This is a genomic window from Streptomyces cupreus, assembly GCF_014257025.1.
Lineage (GTDB): Bacteria > Actinomycetota > Actinomycetes > Streptomycetales > Streptomycetaceae > Streptomyces > Streptomyces cupreus.
This window is the reverse complement of record NZ_JACMSF010000030.1, coordinates 39,201-55,797: the sequence shown is the minus strand read 5'-3', so window position 1 is coordinate 55,797 and position 16,597 is coordinate 39,201. Positions and strand designations below refer to the sequence as shown.

At 70.8% G+C, this 16,597-nt stretch carries 17 protein-coding genes and 1 tRNA gene; 11 read left to right on the top strand and 7 right to left on the bottom strand.

Annotated features, from left to right (window positions below; all coding sequences use genetic code 11):
- Nucleotides 1-31 precede the first annotated feature (31 nt).
- Both H4N64_RS25550 and H4N64_RS25545 read left to right on the top strand, forming a co-directional pair.
- On the top strand, nt 32-1,849 hold the full coding sequence (locus tag H4N64_RS25550; protein WP_186284753.1) for a tetratricopeptide repeat protein: 1,818 nt from the start codon (nt 32-34) through the stop codon (nt 1,847-1,849).
- 56 nt (nt 1,850-1,905) lie between these two features.
- Nucleotides 1,906-1,979 (top strand) — tRNA-Met (locus H4N64_RS25545).
- A 263-nt stretch (nt 1,980-2,242) separates the two neighbouring features.
- Here the strand turns inward: H4N64_RS25545 and H4N64_RS25540 are convergent.
- Complete coding sequence (locus tag H4N64_RS25540) at nt 2,243-2,662, bottom strand: Fur family transcriptional regulator (protein WP_186284752.1); 420 nt, start codon at nt 2,660-2,662, stop codon at nt 2,243-2,245.
- 126 nt (nt 2,663-2,788) lie between these two features.
- On the opposite strand from H4N64_RS25540, the gene H4N64_RS25535 reads away from it, so the two are divergent.
- A complete protein-coding gene (locus tag H4N64_RS25535) occupies nt 2,789-4,261 on the top strand; it encodes a catalase (RefSeq protein ID WP_186284751.1) in 1,473 nt (490 codons plus the stop codon).
- 80 nt (nt 4,262-4,341) lie between these two features.
- Here H4N64_RS25535 and H4N64_RS25530 read toward each other — a convergent pair whose 3' ends face one another.
- The gene (locus H4N64_RS25530; RefSeq protein WP_186284750.1) at nt 4,342-4,734 is read right to left on the bottom strand and encodes a CBS domain-containing protein; all 393 of its coding nucleotides are present in this window, start codon (nt 4,732-4,734) and stop codon (nt 4,342-4,344) included.
- A gap of 126 nt (nt 4,735-4,860) precedes the next feature.
- Nucleotides 4,861-5,661, bottom strand: coding sequence for a histidinol-phosphatase (gene hisN, locus H4N64_RS25525; protein ID WP_186284749.1), 801 nt, complete (start codon nt 5,659-5,661; stop codon nt 4,861-4,863).
- Between the two features lie 204 nt (nt 5,662-5,865).
- Between hisN and H4N64_RS25520 the strand changes: the two genes are divergently transcribed.
- Nucleotides 5,866-6,474 (top strand): TetR/AcrR family transcriptional regulator, encoded by a 609-nt coding sequence (locus H4N64_RS25520; RefSeq protein WP_186284748.1) that lies wholly within the window; start codon nt 5,866-5,868, stop codon nt 6,472-6,474.
- A 6-nt stretch (nt 6,475-6,480) separates the two neighbouring features.
- Here the strand turns inward: H4N64_RS25520 and H4N64_RS25515 are convergent, their stop codons facing one another.
- The 4 genes from H4N64_RS25515 to H4N64_RS25500 form a co-directional block, all read right to left on the bottom strand.
- Nucleotides 6,481-6,804: a DMT family transporter gene (locus tag H4N64_RS25515; protein ID WP_186284747.1), complete on the bottom strand. Its 324-nt coding sequence runs from the start codon at nt 6,802-6,804 to the stop codon at nt 6,481-6,483.
- 120 nt (nt 6,805-6,924) lie between these two features.
- Nucleotides 6,925-7,935: a ribosome small subunit-dependent GTPase A gene (gene rsgA, locus H4N64_RS25510; protein ID WP_186284746.1), complete on the bottom strand. Its 1,011-nt coding sequence runs from the start codon at nt 7,933-7,935 to the stop codon at nt 6,925-6,927.
- A gap of 16 nt (nt 7,936-7,951) precedes the next feature.
- Entirely contained in the window at nt 7,952-9,268 is a 1,317-nt protein-coding gene (aroA, locus tag H4N64_RS25505) for a 3-phosphoshikimate 1-carboxyvinyltransferase (protein ID WP_186284745.1), read from the bottom strand.
- Between the two features lie 64 nt (nt 9,269-9,332).
- Nucleotides 9,333-10,046, bottom strand: coding sequence for a M50 family metallopeptidase (locus H4N64_RS25500; RefSeq protein ID WP_186284744.1), 714 nt, complete (start codon nt 10,044-10,046; stop codon nt 9,333-9,335).
- Between the two features lie 50 nt (nt 10,047-10,096).
- Here H4N64_RS25500 and H4N64_RS25495 point away from each other — a divergent pair, with 50 nt between their 5' ends.
- From H4N64_RS25495 to H4N64_RS25465, 7 genes are all read left to right on the top strand, one after another.
- Entirely contained in the window at nt 10,097-10,912 is an 816-nt protein-coding gene (locus H4N64_RS25495) for an SOS response-associated peptidase (protein WP_186284792.1), read from the top strand.
- A gap of 1 nt (nt 10,913) precedes the next feature.
- On the top strand, nt 10,914-11,561 hold the full coding sequence (locus H4N64_RS25490) for an alpha/beta hydrolase family protein (protein ID WP_336246802.1): 648 nt from the start codon (nt 10,914-10,916) through the stop codon (nt 11,559-11,561).
- A 256-nt stretch (nt 11,562-11,817) separates the two neighbouring features.
- The gene (gene sigR, locus H4N64_RS25485; protein ID WP_336246803.1) at nt 11,818-12,513 is read left to right on the top strand and encodes an RNA polymerase sigma factor SigR; all 696 of its coding nucleotides are present in this window, start codon (nt 11,818-11,820) and stop codon (nt 12,511-12,513) included.
- On the top strand, nt 12,510-12,812 hold the full coding sequence (rsrA, locus tag H4N64_RS25480) for a mycothiol system anti-sigma-R factor (protein ID WP_186284743.1): 303 nt from the start codon (nt 12,510-12,512) through the stop codon (nt 12,810-12,812). Before sigR ends, rsrA begins: the two co-directional genes overlap by 4 nt.
- 125 nt (nt 12,813-12,937) lie before the next feature.
- Entirely contained in the window at nt 12,938-14,230 is a 1,293-nt protein-coding gene (locus tag H4N64_RS25475) for an HD-GYP domain-containing protein (protein ID WP_186284742.1), read from the top strand.
- Nucleotides 14,227-15,474, top strand: coding sequence for an HD-GYP domain-containing protein (locus H4N64_RS25470; RefSeq protein WP_186284741.1), 1,248 nt, complete (start codon nt 14,227-14,229; stop codon nt 15,472-15,474). Before H4N64_RS25475 ends, H4N64_RS25470 begins: the two co-directional genes overlap by 4 nt.
- Nucleotides 15,475-15,591: 117 nt before the next feature.
- Nucleotides 15,592-16,572, top strand: a complete 981-nt coding sequence (locus H4N64_RS25465; protein WP_186284740.1) for a tetratricopeptide repeat protein — start codon at nt 15,592-15,594, stop codon at nt 16,570-16,572.
- The last annotated feature ends 25 nt before the right edge of the window (nt 16,573-16,597 follow it).

Sequence of the window (16,597 nt, the reverse complement as noted above, 5' to 3'; positions counted from 1 at the left end):
CAGGTATACCCAGGTTGCAGGTGGTGCGACGATGGACGTTATGGGGGACAAGGCAACTCTGTTGGAGACAGGGCGTTTTGTGCAGTCTTCCGACCGGGATGAAGTCGGTGAGGCTGCCGAGGAACTGCGCCTGCGGCTCGCCGCAGAGGCCGGCGACGTCGAGGCGATGAGTGTCCTCGGCGCCCTGCTGCTGCGCCGCGGTGATCTCGACGGAGCCGAGCCCCAGTTGCGTGCCGCCACCTCCGCGGGGGACCGTGCCGCCGCGAACAATCTGGGAGTTCTTCTTCATCAGCGTGGGTACGCCGACGACGCCGCCGGCTGGTGGCGCATCGCCGCCGTCGCCGGATCGGCCGCGGCCGCGCACGCGTTGGGCCGTCATCACCGTGAGCGCGGGGACGAACCGGCCGCCGAGTACTGGCTGCGGCAGTCCGCCGAGCAAGGGCACGCGCTGGGGGCCTACGCGCTTGCCGATCTGCTGGAGCACCGCGGTGACGGCGGGGCCGAGCAGTGGATGCGGTCCGCGGCCGAGCGGGGGCACCGGGAGGCCGCGTACCGGCTGGCGCGAGCGCTGGACCGGCGAGGTGCGGGGGAGACCGACGGTGACAACGGTGTCGCAGATGGTTCCGAGGCGGCTTCGCCGGCCGTGGAGGAGGCCGAGCAGTGGTACCGGCAGGCCGCCGCGCGTGGGCACCGGCGGGCCGCGCTGCACCTCGGGGCGATCCTGGAACGGCGCGGTGAGCTCAAGGAGGCCGGGCGCTGGTATCTGACGTCTGCCAAGGACGGCGAGGCGCGGGCCGCCTGCGCGCTCGGATTCCTGCTGCGTGACGCGGGGGACACCGAGAGCGCCGCCGTGTGGTGGCTGCGGGCCGCGCAGGAGGGGGACGGGAACGCCGCCAACGCGCTCGGCGCGCTGCATGCCGAGCGGGGGGAGACCCAGACCGCCGAGCGTTGGTACCGGGCCGCGATGGACGCCGGTGATGTGAACGGCGCGTACAACCTCGGGCTGCTCTGCGCCGAGCAGGGGCGGACCGCGCAGGCGGAGCAGTGGTACCGGCGTGCGGCGTATGCCGGGCACCGGGAGGCGGCCAACGCGCTCGCGATTCTGCTGCTCCAGGGCGGTGACACCGCCGGTGCGGAGCCGTGGTTCTCCAAGGCCGCGGAGGCGGGGAGTGTGGATGCCGCCTTCAACCTGGGGATTCTGTTCGCCGGGCGGGGTGAGGACGGGGTCGCGTTGCGGTGGTACGAGCAGGCGGCCGCCGCCGGTCATACCGAGGCCGCGCTTCAGGTCGGGATCGCTCGGCTCCGGGACGGGGACGAGGGCGGGGCCGAGCGGCATCTTCGGTGTGCCGCGGGGGGTGGCAGTGCCGAGGCCGCGTATCGGCTGGCCACCGTGCTCGATGCTCGGCGGCCGCCGGCTTCCGCGCATGAGCTCGGGGAGTCCGTGCACGAGAAGAGCGAGTGCGAGGAGTGGTACGAGCGGGCTGCTGGTCAGGGACATCGGCGGGCGCAGGTGCGGGTGGGGATGCTGGCCGCCGCGCGGGGCGATGTCGTGGAGGCGGCTCGGTGGTACCGGGAGGCGGCGGAGGCCGGGTCCCGTAACGGTGCCTTCAATCTGGGGCTGCTGCTCGCCCGGGAGGGGAGCGAGCCGGAGGCCGCCGTGTGGTGGACTCGGGCCGCTGACGCCGGGCACGGGCGGGCGGCGTTGCGGCTGGCTCTGGTCTACGCGCGTCGCGGCGAGCTGGCGGAGGGGCAGCGGTGGGCTGATCGCGCGGTGGCTCTGGGGCCCGGTGAGGTCGCGGAGCGGGCGGCTCGGCTGCGGGACGCCCTGCGCGAGGAGCTGTCGGCGTGACGCCGTTAAGCGATTTGCTTCCGTCCGCGTCCTTGACGTAATGTTGCATTCACCGACGCGGGGTGGAGCAGCTCGGTAGCTCGCTGGGCTCATAACCCAGAGGTCGCAGGTTCAAATCCTGTCCCCGCTACTGAAGGCCAAGGGCCGGAATCCGAAAGGGTTCCGGCCCTTTGGTGTTGTCAGCCGTTGTGGCCTACTGCCTCCTCGCATAGGGCCCGTGTCACCGGTACGCGTGCGCGAAGTCCGACAGGGCCATGCGGGCCTGAAAGATCATGGCCGCCGGGCGCGGTGATGACGTGCGGATCCCCGGGCGGCCCGTGAAGGTCGCGGGCACGGGCGGCAAAAAGCCCCGGCACCGAGTGATCGGTACCGGGGCTCCTTACGGGCGTCCGGTTACGCGGCCGCCGCGCAGTTCGGGCAGATGCCGCGGTACGTCACCTCGACGTCGGAGACCGTGAAGCCGAAGCGTTCCGAGGAGGGGAGGTCGGCGAGCGGGTTGCCGTTCGGGTGGACGTCCCGGATCGCGCCGCACTGGGCGCAGACCAGGTGGTGGTGCGGACGGTGCGCGTTCGGGTCGTACCGCTTGGCGCGCTTGTCGGTGGCGACCTCAAGCACCTCACCGAGACTGACCAGCTCGCCCAGTGTGTTGTAGACGGTCGCGCGAGAGATCTCGGGCAGTTTGGCGACAGCCCTGGAGTGGACCTCGTCGGCCGTCAGATGGACGTGTTCGCCGTCGAGGACCTCGGCCACGACGCGCCGCTGCGCGGTCATCCGCCATCCACGTCCGCGCAGCCGTTCCAGAAGGTCGCTCATGGACAACAGCCTAACAGCAAGGGGACCAGGTTCCGAACAGGTGTGACTTTGGAACCTTATTTGACTTAGACATTGTCCATTGTAGGATCGGGAACGGCTTTAGCCAAGGGACAGGAACAGCAAGGAATGGCGCAGGAGGCGTACGTGACGCAGGGACCGCTCACCACGGAAGCCGGTGCACCGGTGGCCGACAACCAGAACAGCGAGACCGCGGGCGTCGGTGGCCCCGTGCTCGTGCAGGACCAGCTCCTTCTGGAGAAGCTGGCCCACTTCAACCGTGAGCGCATCCCGGAGCGTGTGGTGCACGCCCGCGGCGCCGGTGCGTACGGCACCTTCACGGTGACCGCCGACGTCACGAAGTACACCCGGGCCGCGTTCCTCTCCGAGGTCGGCAAGCAGACCGAGACCTTCCTGCGCTTCTCCACCGTCGCGGGTAACCTCGGTGCGGCGGACGCGGTGCGCGATCCGCGTGGCTGGGCGCTGAAGTTCTACACCGAGGAGGGCAACTACGACCTCGTCGGCAACAACACCCCGGTGTTCTTCATCAAGGACGCCATCAAGTTCCCGGACTTCATCCACACGCAGAAGCGCGACCCGTACACGGGCTCGACCGAGGCGGACAACGTCTGGGACTTCTGGAGCCTGAGCCCGGAGTCCACGCATCAGGTGACCTGGCTCTTCGGTGACCGCGGCATCCCGGCCTCGTACCGCCACATGAACGGCTACGGCTCGCACACCTTCCAGTGGAACAACGAGGCCGGCGAGGTCTTCTGGGTCAAGTACCACTTCAAGACCGACCAGGGCATCAGGAACCTCACGCAGGCGGAGGCCGACGAGCTCGCGGGCAAGGACCCCGACTCGCACCAGCGCGACCTGCGGACCGCCATCGAGCGCGGGGAGTTCCCGACCTGGACCGTACAGGTGCAGATCATGCCGGCGGCGGACGCGGCGACGTACCGCTTCAACCCGTTCGACCTCACCAAGGTGTGGCCGCACGAGGACTACCCGCCGATCGAGATCGGCAAGCTGGAGCTCAACCGCAACCCGCAGAACGTCTTCGCCGAGGTCGAGCAGTCGATCTTCAGCCCGGCCCACTTCGTGCCCGGCATCGGCCCGTCCCCGGACAAGATGCTCCAGGGCCGTCTCTTCGCCTACGGCGACGCCCACCGCTACCGCGTCGGCATCAACGCCGACCACCTCCCGGTGAACCGCCCGCACGCCACCGAGGCGCGCACCAACTCCCGCGACGGCTTCCTCTACGACGGCCGCCACGGCGGGGCGAAGAACTACGAGCCGAACAGCTTCGGCGGCCCGGCGCAGACCGGTCGTCCGCTGTGGCAGCCGTACGACGGTTTCGGCGGCGGCACGGGCAACCACCCGGCGCCCGTGCATGCCGAGGACGACGACTTCGTGCAGGCGGGCAACCTCTACCGGCTGATGTCCGACGACGAGAAGGAGCGTCTGATCGAGAACCTGGCGGGCTTTGTCGCCAAGGTCTCGCGCGAGGACATCGTCGAGCGGGCGATCGGCAACTTCCGCAACGCGGACGCCGACTTCGGCAAGCGGCTGGAGGCCGCGGTCCAGGCCCTGCGCGGCTGACACACCCACCAGCGTTGGATCGCTTGCCGAAGCGGGCCGGATCTCCTCAGCGAAGGGGGTCCGGCCCGTTCGTTCGTCCTCTAGGCCGGGACCTTCTGCCGTAGCGGCGCCCAGCAGCGGATGATGTCCCGGACCGAGACGATGCCCACGGGCTCGTCGTGGTCGAGGACGATCAGATGGCGGAAGCCGCCGTGTGCCATCGCGTGGGCCGCCTCCTCCAGGGTCCAGGACGGCGCCGCGAAGACGACGTCGGTGGTGGTGTGGGCGTGGGCGGGTTCCGCGTCCGGGTCCTGGCCCAGGCCGACGGAGTTGAGGACGTCACGTTCGGTGAGGATGCCGATACCACCGGCGTCCGGGTCGAGGACGACGGCCGCGCCCACCCGGCGGGCGGACATCAGCGCGGCGGCCTGGCGAAGGGTGTGGGTGGGGCCGATGGTGAGGACCACGGTGCTCATGGCGTCGCGGACGAGCATGGATGCAGCCACCTCCTGTGGAGTCCCCGCCGTGTGTTCGTCTTGTTCATCTTTTCACAAATGCACAAGGGGCGGGACTCTCAGAGTGGCAGGCAAAGAGAGGGTCAACAAGGGGGCGCGTGAGGCTCAGTAGCGCTCGTTCAGGTAGCCCAGGAGCTCGTCGTGGAGCAGGCCGTTCGAGGCGGCGGCGTTGCCGCTGTGCGGGCCCGGGCGGCCGTCGAGGCCGGTGAAGGTGCCGCCGGCCTCCGTGACGACGATGGCGTTGGCGGCCATGTCCCAGAGGGACAGCTCCGGCTCGGCGCAGATGTCCACGGAACCCTCGGCGACCATCATGTACGGCCAGAAGTCTCCGTACGCGCGCGTGCGCCAGACTTCGCGGGTGAGGTCGAGGAAGCCGTTCAGACGGCCCTGGTCCTCCCAGCCGCTCAGCGAGGAGTACGCGAAGGAGGCGTCGCTCAGCTTCGAGACGCGGGAGACCTTCAGGCGGGTGGCGGAGGAGAGGCTACGGCCGGTGAAGGCCCCGTGGCCCTTCGCGGCCCACCAGCGGCGGCCGAGGGCGGGGGCGGAGACGACGCCGACGACTGGCTGGTAACCGCCCTCGCCCGCCTCCATCAGGGAGATGAGGGTGGCCCAGACGGGGACGCCCCGGACGTAGTTCTTGGTGCCGTCGATGGGGTCGATGACCCAGCGGCGGGGGCCTGTGCCCTCGATGCCGTACTCCTCGCCGAGGATCGCGTCCCGGGGGCGGGCGCGCTGGAGCTGGCCGCGGATGAGTTCTTCCGCCGCCTTGTCCGCTTCGCTGACCGGGGTCATGTCCGGCTTTGTCTCGACCTTGAGGTCGAGGGCCTTGAAGCGGTCCATGGTGGCCGCGTCGGCGGCGTCCGCGAGGACGTGGGCGAGGCGGAGGTCGTCCAGGTAGTCGGGCATGTTGTGAACGGTATCCGCGGATGGTTGTACGGGGCTACCGGGGCCGGAGTGTGGACAGTGCGGGGGTGGGTGCCGGGCGGGGTGGGCGCAGCCGGCCAGGATGGCAGTGCACGCCCACACCACTCGCCGCACCGCTCCGCAACCCTTGACAGTGCCGTCATGCGCGTCAAATCTGGGCGCAGAGCCGGGGCCCTGGGAGGCGCGATGCCTGCAGCGCGGGAATCTCTGCTGGATGCCGCTTATACGGCGCTTGCGCGTCGGAGCTGGTCGGCTGTGCGGATGGTGGACGTGGCCGCTGCGGCCGGGGTTTCGCGGCAGACCCTCTACAACGAGTTCGGGAGCAAGGAGGGGCTCGCCCGGGCGCTCGTGCGTCGGGAGGCCGATTCCTATCTCGCCGGTGTGGAGCGGGCGTTGAACACCCAGTCCGACCCTCGGGACCGGCTCACCGCCACCGCCGAGTGGACCACAACCGCCGCCCGCGACAACGCCCTCGTGCGCGCCATGCTCACCGGCTGCTGGAGCGAGCGCCTGCCCTCGCCGACCCTCTCGGCCGTCCCGTCCTCCTCCGCCGTACCAGCACAACGCCGCGCCGACGGCCCGCTGCCCTCACCCGGCGACTTCGTGACCATCGTCCGCGACCGTGCCGTGGCCGCACTGTCCGGACCCGGTGCCAACAAAACGGACAGCGGTGAACTCGCCCGGTCCTGCGAGCTCGTCGTCCGGATCGCGTTGTCGTGTGTGTCGGCTCCGCCGGGGGAAGGCGGGGTGGCCGATCTCGTACGGGGCGCCCTGCACCGGCAGTTACAGGTCTGACACCCCTCAGTGCGCCGAACCCGACAGCTGAAGCCCGATGACCCCCACGATCACCAGGCTGATCGAGACGATCTTCAGCGTCGAGACGATGTCACCGAGGAAGATCATTCCGTAGATCGCGGTACCGGCCGCGCCGATGCCGGTCCACACCGCGTACGCCGGGCCGACGTCGAGTTTCTTCAGGGACAGGGTCAGCAGACCGAAGCTGCCGAGCGCGAAGATGCAGAACGCGATCGTCGGCCAGAGTCTCGTGAAGCCATGGGAGAGTTTGAGACAGACAGCGAACCCTGTTTCGAGCAGTCCCGCCACAACGACCAGCAGCCACGCCATGTGCTGTCCTCCCGTATCCCCGCATACTGTGACCGCTTCGTCAGGCTTTGGTCAGGCTTGGTTCCGGCTCGGTGCGATTATGCCCTTACCGGACTCGGGTGGAGACAAACAACGCGGAGGTCAGTCACCCTCCTTGCGCTCCCTCGTGGCCAGCAGCCTGCGCAGTGAGTACAGCCGCGCCGGGTCCGCGTGACCCTCGGCCACCCACTCGTCGAGCGCGCAGTCCGGCTCATCATGACTGCACGCGCGCGGGCAGCCCTCGGTTCCCGGCTCCAGGTCCGGGAAGGCGTGGATGACTCGGGACGGGTCCACGTGGTGCAGCCCGAAGGACCGTACGCCCGGGGTGTCGATCAGCCATCCGTCGTCGTCCGGGAGCGGCAGCGCGAGCGCCGACGTCGTCGTGTGCCTGCCGCGGCCCGTCACCGCGTTGACGACCCCCGTCGTGCGCCGCCGCTCCTTGGCCACGAGCGCGTTGACCAGTGTCGTCTTGCCGACGCCCGAGTGCCCCACGAAAGCCGTGATCTTGCCGTCGAGTTGTTTGCGCACGCGGTCCACCGCCTCGCCGTTCTCCAGCTCCGCACGGCTGGTCACGACATACGGAACACCCAACGCGCCGTACAGCTCAAGGAGTTCGTCGGGCGGGGCCAGGTCCGACTTGGTCAGCACCAGCAGCGGATCGAGACCGCCGTCGTACGCCGCCACCAGACAGCGGTCGATCAGTCGCGGCCGGGGTTCGGGGTCGGCCAGGGCCGTGACGATGGCGAGCTGGTCGGCGTTGGCCACGACCACCCGCTCGTAGGGATCGTCGTCGTCCGCCGTCCGTCGCAGCACCGAGCCGCGTTCCTTGATACGGACGATCCGCGCGAGGGTGTCCTTCTTGCCGGTCAGGTCGCCGACGATGGCGACCCGGTCGCCGACCACCGCGGCCTTGCGGCCCAGTTCGCGGGCCTTCATCGCCATCACCACCCGGTCCTCGACCAGGCAGGTCAGCCGGCCCCGGTCGACGGTGAGGACCATGCCCTCGGTCGCGTCCTCGTGCTTGGGGCGGATGTGCGTACGCGGCCGGTTGCCCTTGCGGTTCGGGCGGCTGCGGATGTCGTCCTCGTCGGTGTGCTTGCCGTAGCGGCGCATGATCCCGGTCCGCCCGTCAGTTCCCGAGCATCCCGGCCCACAGTTCGGGGAAGTCCGGCAGGGTCTTGGCCGTCGTCGCCACGTTCTCGATCTGCACGCCCTCGACCGCGAGGCCGATGATCGCGCCGGCGGTCGCCATGCGGTGGTCCTCGTACGTGTGGAAGATGCCGCCGTGCAGCCTGCGCGGGCGGATGTGCAGACCGTCGGCGGTCTCGGTGACATCACCGCCGAGTTCGTTGATCTCCTTGGTGAGCGCGGCCAGCCGGTCCGTCTCGTGCAGCCGCAGATGCGCGACACCGCGCAGCGTCGAGGGGGAGTCCGCGAGGGCGGCGACCGCCGCGATGCCCGGGGTCAGCTCGCCGACGTCGCTCAGGTCCACGTCGATGCCGTGCACGGCGCCCGAGCCGGTGAACTCCAGGCCGTACTCGGTCAGTTCGCAGGAACCGCCCATCTCGGTGAAGATCTCGCGCAGCCGGTCACCGGGCTGGGTGGTACGGGACGGCCAGTCGGGGATCAGCACCTTGCCGCCGGTGACCAGGGCGGCCGCCAGGAACGGCTGGGCGTTGGACAGATCTGGCTCGATGGTCAGGTCACGGCCGAGCAGCGCGCCCGGCGTCACCCGCCAGACGTTCGGCTCGCCGCCCGACTCGGGGGTGTCCACCTGGGCGCCGACCGCGCGCAGCATGTCCACCGTCATCCGGATGTGCGGCATGGAGGGCAGCGTGGAGCCGGTGTGCCGGACCTCCACGCCCTGGTTGAAGCGGGGGCCCGACAGCAGCAGGGCCGACACGAACTGCGACGAGGACGAGGCGTCGATCTCCACCGGACCGCCGTCCAGGGCACCGCCGCCGTGCACGGTCAGCGGCAGCGCGCCACGTCCGTCGTCGTCGATCCGGGCACCGAGGACACGCAGGGCGTCGATCACACCGTGCAGGGGGCGCTCGTACGACCTCGGGTCGCCGTCGAAACGGATGGGGCCGTCGGCGAGGGCCGCGACCGGCGGCAGGAAGCGCATCACGGTGCCGGCGTTGCCGACGTCCACCGTGGCGGGGCCCCGCAGGCCCGTGGGCAGGACGCGCCAGGCCTCGCCGGAGCCGTCCGGGCCGACGCCCTCCTCGATCTGGATGCCCATGGCACGCAGCGCGCCGGCCATCAGGAGGGTGTCGCGGGAGCGGAGGGGGCGGCGGAGCCAGCCGGGTTCGCTGGCGAGGGCTGCGAGCACGAGGGCTCGGTTCGTGACCGACTTGGACCCGGGCACGTGGACGGTCGCTTCGACGGCACCGCGCGCGTGGGGGGCGGGCCAGAGGGCGTTTTGTGCGTGGTTCGGGGCCATGCGTTCCACTCTAGTGGGCAGGGGGATGCGGGTCGGCTTTCGGCTGCGGGTCCGTTGTGGCTGGTCACATATCCAAGAGCCACCTTCCGCCGCCTATCAGCGAGCACAGCGATACCGCGTGGAAGAGGAACAGCCACAGGCCCGCCGGTACATGCGTCAACCTCGACAGCTGGTCCGCGTCCGAGTCGCCCGCTCCGCCCCTCGCCCTCTTCGCCTGTAGCTCGAAAGCGGGACGCACCCCGCCGATCAACAGGAACCACACCACCGCGTACGCGAACGCCGCCTGCACCTGCGGTCCCGCCAGCCACGACACCAGCACGAAGGTTCCGCCCGTCAGCACCACCGTCAGCGCCCCGTACGCGTTGCGGATCATGACCAGCATCGCCAGCAGCAGGGCCGTCGCCAGCCACAGCAGCAGGGTGATGCGGCCCGCGCCCAGCAGAGCCGCGCCGCCCAGGCCCAGCAGCGGGGGAGCCGTGTAGCCGGCCGCCGCCGTGAGGATCATGCCGAGGCCGTGCGGTTTGCCTCGGCTGACCGTGAGGCCGCTGGTGTCGGAGTGGAGGCGTATGCCCGTGAGCTGCCGGCCGGTGAGCAGGGCGATCAGGCCGTGGCCGCCCTCGTGGGCGATGGTGATCGCGTTGCGGGCGACGCGCCACACGCCCTGCGGGACGACCACCGCCACGGCGGCCACGAGGGTCGCGATCACGACCCACAGGTCGGGGTCGGTCTGGGTGCCGGCGAGCTCGTCCCACAGAGAGGTCGCTGTGCTGCTGTCCATGTGTCCGGGGTGCTCCCTCTGTTCCTAAGGAATCTGGCAGTGTGGCACGTATGTGCGGACGGTATGCATCGAGTCGTAGGCCCGAGGATCTCGCAGGAATCTTTGAGATCGAGAAGTGGGAACCCGAGGAGACCCTGGAGCCCGACTACAACGTCGCTCCGACCAAAGAGGTCTACGCGGTCCTGGACCGCCCTGTGAAGGACGCCGACGACAAGCGCCCGGTTCGCCAGCTGCGCAAGCTCAAGTGGGGGCTCGTCCCGTCCTGGTCCAAGACGCCCGAGGGCGGCGCCCGGATGATCAACGCGCGTGCCGAGACGGTCCACGAGAAGCCGTCGTACCGCCGTGCCTTCGCCGCTCGCCGCTGCATCCTGCCCGCCGATGGCTACTACGAGTGGGTCACCGGCAAGCAGGAGCGGAACCTGGAGGAGGAGGGGAAGAAGAAGCGGCCGCGCAAGCAGCCCTATTTCGTGCTGCCCGCCGACGGCTCCGTCTTCGCGATGGCCGGCCTCTATGAGTTCTGGCGGGACAAGACCCTGCCCGACGACCACCCCCAGGCCTGGTGGGTGACCTGCTCCGTGATCACCACCGACGCGGAGACGACCCCGCTCGCCGTGTCCCCCGCCGAGGGCCCGCACGCGCTGGCCGAGATTCACCCCCGGATGCCGCTGATGCTCACCCCGGACCGCTGGGACGCCTGGCTCGACCCGTCCCGCACCGACGTCGACGACCTCCGCGAGCTGCTCGCCCCGCCGCCCGCCGGGCTGATGCGCGCCTACCCGGTGACCACCGCCGTCAGCAACGTCCGCAACAACGGCCCGGAGCTGCTGAAGGAGCTGGAGGGGCCCGAGGAAGGCACACTCTTCTGATGTGACGACCTCTTCTGATGTGACGACCGAGATCATCAGCACGGACGCGGGGGACGCCCGCGTCACCTGGCACAAGGCGAGGAAGGCCCGCCTGGTACTGGCGGTCAGCCATGGCGCGGGCGGGGGCGTCGAGGCGCGGGACCTCAAGGCGCTCGCCCAGGTGCTGCCCGCGCACGGCGTGACCGTCGCCCTCGTCGAGCAGCCCTGGCGGGTGGCCGGCAAGAAGGTCGCCCCCGCCCCGAAGACCCTCGACGTCGGCTGGCGTGGCGTCTGGCCCGCGCTGACCGAGCCCGGACTACCGGTGATCTCCGGCGGCCGCAGCGCAGGCGCCCGCGTCGCCTGCCGTACCGCCACGGAACTCGGCGCCCACGCCGTCCTCGCGCTCAGCTTCCCGCTGCACCCACCGGGCAAGCCGGAGAAGTCCCGCGCCGAGGAGCTGCTCGGTTCCGGGGTGCCCACCCTCGTCGTCCAGGGCGGCAACGACCCCTTCGGCAAGCCCGAGGAGTTCCCGGACGGCTCCTACGAACTGGTCGAGGTGCCCTACGGCGACCATGGCTTCGCCGTGCCGAAGCGGGCGGACATCACCCAGGAGCAGGCCGTGGCGATGGTCACCGACGCCGTGGTGCAGTGGACCGCGTCACGCAGGTAAAGCTTCGGGAATGTTGCGCCCCGTACCACTGTTGAGGCGGACAGAAGCGCTGGCCACCAGCACCGACGTCGTAGGAGAGGAAGTCCGCCGCATGGGTTCGACCTTCTGCCCGGCCCGCAGCAGCCGCACCGACCTGGACTGGACAGTGCTGCACGCGGCCAAGACCGCTCCTATTCGAGGGGCGGCGGGAACGGGTAGTCGTCTATCCTCCGATTCTGGCGACACCGGCTTCGGTGCTGCCCGGAATCTTGAGGAGGTGGGTCCGGTCACCGGTACCGACGCAGGGGCCGACAACGGCCAGGCGGAGCTGCCCGAGGGCCAGGGCACGAGCACGGACACGTCCGCGGAGACCACCGCCGAGCGCAGCGCGCGCTTCGAGCGGGACGCGCTCGAATTCCTCGACCAGATGTACTCGGCCGCCCTGCGCATGACGCGCAACCCGGCCGACGCCGAGGACCTGGTGCAGGAGACGTACGCCAAGGCGTACGCGTCCTTCCACCAGTTCCGCGAGGGCACCAACCTCAAGGCCTGGCTGTACCGGATCCTCACCAACACCTTCATCAACTCGTACCGCAAGAAGCAGCGTGAACCCCAGCGCTCCGCGGCCGAGGAGATCGAGGACTGGCAGCTGGCCCGTGCCGAGTCGCACATGTCGACGGGTCTGCGCTCCGCGGAGTCGCAGGCGCTCGACCATCTGCCCGACTCGGACGTGAAGGAAGCGCTGCAGGCGATCCCCGAGGAATTCCGCATCGCCGTCTATCTCGCGGACGTGGAGGGCTTTGCGTACAAGGAGATCGCGGACATCATGGGGACACCCATCGGTACGGTGATGTCCCGGCTGCACCGGGGCCGCCGTCAACTGCGCGGCATGCTGGAGGACTACGCCCGTGAGCGCGGGCTGGTCCCGGCGGGCGCCGGAGAGTCGAACGAAGCGAAAGGCTCGGGCTCATGAGCTGCGGAGAGCCGCACGAGACGGATTGCAGCGAGGTTCTCGACCATCTCTACGAGTTCCTCGACAGCGAGATGCCGGACGTCGACCGCGACAAGTTCAAGCAGCACTTCCAGGAGTGCTCGCCGTGCCTGGAGAAGTACGGGCTCGAAGAGGCCGTGAAGAAGCTGGTCAAGCGGTGCTGCGGGCATGACGACGTGCCGACCGACCTGCGTTCCAAGGTTCTGGGACGGCTCGACCTGATCCGTTCCGGGCAGGCCGTCCCCGAGCACGACGTCACCGTCACCCCGCAGGAGTCCTGAACTCCCGCCCCGGGAACGGGCGGTCATCACTCGAACGTGCTAATCGGCGGCTGATGCGCCCGCACCCTCCCCCCTGGCCGCCCTAGGCTCCGGAGCCTGGACAGGCATGGTCAGGGGAGGGGTTCATGGAGGGGATTCCCGCGCGGGCGCGTGTGTACGTGGCCTGCGCCGCCCTCGGCGCCCTGCTCTGTCTGCTGCCGCTGCCGACGATCCGTACGCCCTGGTGGGCCCTCGCCCTCCTGGCCGCGCTGTACGCCGGCTGCGAGCAGATCGCCCGCCGGCGCTTCGCCGGCACCTTCTACCCGGTCCTGCTCGCCGGCGCCTTTCTGCTGCCCCCGCACGCCGCGGCCCTCGTGGCGATACCCGGAGCACTGCTCTCCCAAGGCGCGCTCGTACGACGGACATGGCGGGCCGCCCGGTTGGCGCTCGCCGTCTGGGCCGCCGCCCGGGTGCACTGGGCGCTGGACGGGCGGGACGCGGTCGTCGCCGCCGACTTCCCGTACGCCCTGCTCCCCGCCTGGGCCGCGGTCCTGGCCTTCTGCCTGGTGCTGACCCTGCTCGACGGCGGCATCCTCGCCCTCGCCGACCGGGTGCCGGTCCGCCGGGCCTGGCGCGGGCTCTTCCTGCGCTCGCTGGCGCCGGTCGCCGTACACGGCCTCGCCGGTCTGATGATGGCCGTCCTGTGGCGCAGCCCCTACGGTCCGGTCGCCGCGCTGCTCGTGCTGCTGCCGATGTGCGTGTCCTGGTGGGTGTTCGCGCAGTACCACCGGGAGCGGGCGGCCCACCAGGCGACCATCCGGGCGCTGGTGCAGGCCGTCGACATCAAGGACGGCTACACCCGCGGACACAGCGAGCGCGTCGGACAGGCCTCGATGATGATCGCCCGCGAGCTGGGCATGGACGCCGAGCGCGTGGAGGTGCTGCGGTTCGCCGGAATCCTGCACGACGTGGGGAAACTCGGGGTGCCCACCCGGCTGCTGCGCAAGGACGGCCCGCTCACCCCGGAGGAACGGCGGATCATCGAACTGCATCCGGAGTACGGGCACGAGATGGTGCGGGGCATCTCCTTCCTCGGGGAGGCCAGGGCCGCCGTACTGCATCACCATGAGCGGCTCGACGGGAGCGGGTATCCGTACGGGCTCGTGGGCGGGCAGATCCCGGAGTCCGCACGGGTCGTCGCCGTCGCGGACGCCTTCGACGCGATGACGTCCACACGGTCCTACCGGCGGGCGCGGCCCGTCTGCGTGGCTCTTCAGGAGCTGGAGCGGTGCGCGGGCACACAGTTCGATCCGCGGATGGTGTCGGCGCTGGTGCGGGTGATCGAGCGGTGGGGATGGCGTCCGGAGGTCACCGCGGGCGAGGGGCGGGTTCCGGCGCCGGGCGCGCCGGTCGCCAGCAGGCCGGGAGCCCGTCGATGAGCGCGGCCCGGCCCGGGTGGATCCTCGTCCTCATCCATGCCTCGGCCGCCCTGCTGGGCGTCGTCTCACTCGTCGGCACGCTCTGGAACGGTCTGGAGGAACGTCCCGTCGCGCTTGCGTTCGGGCTCCTCATCACCGTGGGTGAGTTCACCCGGTGGACCGGCGCCCAGGTCCGGGAGGCCGCGCCGCTCGGTGCCGCGGGCGCCCTGTCGTACGCCCTGCTCGGTGAGGACGCGGGGCAGCCCACGCACCACGGTGTGCTCCAGGTCGTCACCATCGTCGTCATCGCCGCCCTTCTCGGCGGCGCCCCGCACATCGCCCGCGGCCGGGGCCTGGAGCCCGACCAGCTGGCCCGGCGGGTGCTCACCGTCGGCTTCGCCGCCGTCTGCTTCCAACCCCTGTACAACCGGGGCTTCTTCGACGAGTGGAGCGGCGCCGCCTACGCGCTGCTGCTGATCGCGCTGCTGGCCCTCACCGCCCTGTGCGACGCCGTACTCGCCGCCGCGCTCGCGCACTCCAGGACCGGATGGCCGTTCGGCCCGCTGCTGAGGGACGAGATGCGAGCCCTGCTCGGGATCGGCTCGGCCGTCTGCGCGACCGGCGCGGTGATGGCGCTCGCGGTGGCCGTCGTCGGCCTGTGGGCACTGCCCGTGTTCTGCCTGCCACTGCTGCTCACCCAGCTCTCCTTCCGCCGCTACGCCGCCGTCCGCGCCACCTACCGGCAGACCATCGCCTCCCTCGCCCGGGCCACCGAGGTCGCCGGATACACCCCGGCCGGGCACGCCCGCAGGGTCGCCGCGCTCAGCGTCGCCGTCGGCCGGGACCTGGGCCTGTCCGGGACCGAGCTCACCGTGCTGGAGTACGCGGCGCTCATGCACGACATCGGACAGCTCAGCCTGGTCGACCCGGTCCCGTCCGGCGCCACCGCCGACCTGTCCGCCGCCGAACAGCGCAGGATCGCCCTGCTCGGCGGCGCTGTCGTCCGCCAGACCGGCGTCGACGGCTCGGTCGCGGTCGTCGTCGAGCGCCAGGCCGACCCGTGCCGGGAGCAGCCGGTGGCCGCGCGGATCGTACGGGCGGTGAACGCCTACGAGGAGAAGGCCCAGGGGACCGGGCCGGAAGGGCCGCTGAAGGCGCTGGAGGAGCTGCGGCTCGGCACCGCGGGGGACTATGCGCCGGAGGTTGTCGAGGCGCTGGCCAGGGTCCTGTCAAGAGACTGTCTGACCTTGGGTCGAGCGGGGTAACCCATGGGTAATGAGCGCCCCTCCAGCGGTACGTGGTTGGATGCGAAGGGAGAGGGTCTCCGAGAGGCTGTCCGGGGGCACAGCCGGCCCACTCCACGGAACTGGCAGGCGGGAAACGTGAGGATCTTCGGCAAGGGACGGCACCGGCCCTCCGCCTCCTGGCGGCAGGCCACCGACCGCGCGTTCACACTGATCGGCGACGGTCGGTACGAGGACGCGGGCGCGCTGCTGACACGTGCCGCCGATCTGGAGCCCTGGCTCTCCGAGTCCTGGTTCAACCTCGCCCTGCTGCACAAGTTCCGGCACGACTGGGAGCAGGCGCGGGCGGCGGGCCTGAGGGCCGTGGCGCTGCTCGACCGGGAGACCGGGGCGCCCGACTGGTGGAACGTCGGCATCGCGGCCACCGCCCTGCAGGACTGGCCGCTGGCCCGGCGGGCCTGGCAGGCCTACGGGCTGCGGGTGCCGGGCGGTGCGACCGACTCCGGGGAGCCGGTCGGCATGGACCTCGGCAGCGCGGCCGTACGGCTGTCCCCGGAGGGGGAGGCCGAGGTGGTGTGGGGGCGGCGACTGGATCCGGCGCGGATCGAGGTGCTGTCGATTCCGCTGCCGTCGTCCGGGCGGCGCTGGGGCGAGGTCGTCCTGCACGACGGCGTGCCCCACGGGGAGCGGACGACGGCCGCGGGGCACGCGTACCCCGTCTTCGACGAGATCGAGCTGTGGGCGCCCTCCCCGGTGCCGACCTGGGTGGTGCTGCTGGAGGCGGCGACCGAGGCGGACCGGGACGCGCTGGAGCAGCTCGCGGCGGACGCCGGGTTCGCGGCGGAGGACTGGTCTTCTTCGGTACGGCTGCTCTGCCGCACATGTTCCGAGTCCCGGATGCCCTCGGACGAGGGCGACGGGGAGCATCTCGACCCGCACGACCACAGCGAGCCGGGGCATCCGGGCCCGCTGGGGCATCGGACGGACGGACAGCTGTGGGTGCCGGAGCGCGAGTGCGGAGTGGCCGCGCCGGCTTCTCTGGTGCGGGGGTTGCTGGACGGATGGGTCGCGGACAGCCCCGATTCCCGGGACTGGCGGGATCTGGAAGAGGTCTGCTGAAGCATCGCCGTACCCTGTATCAGCA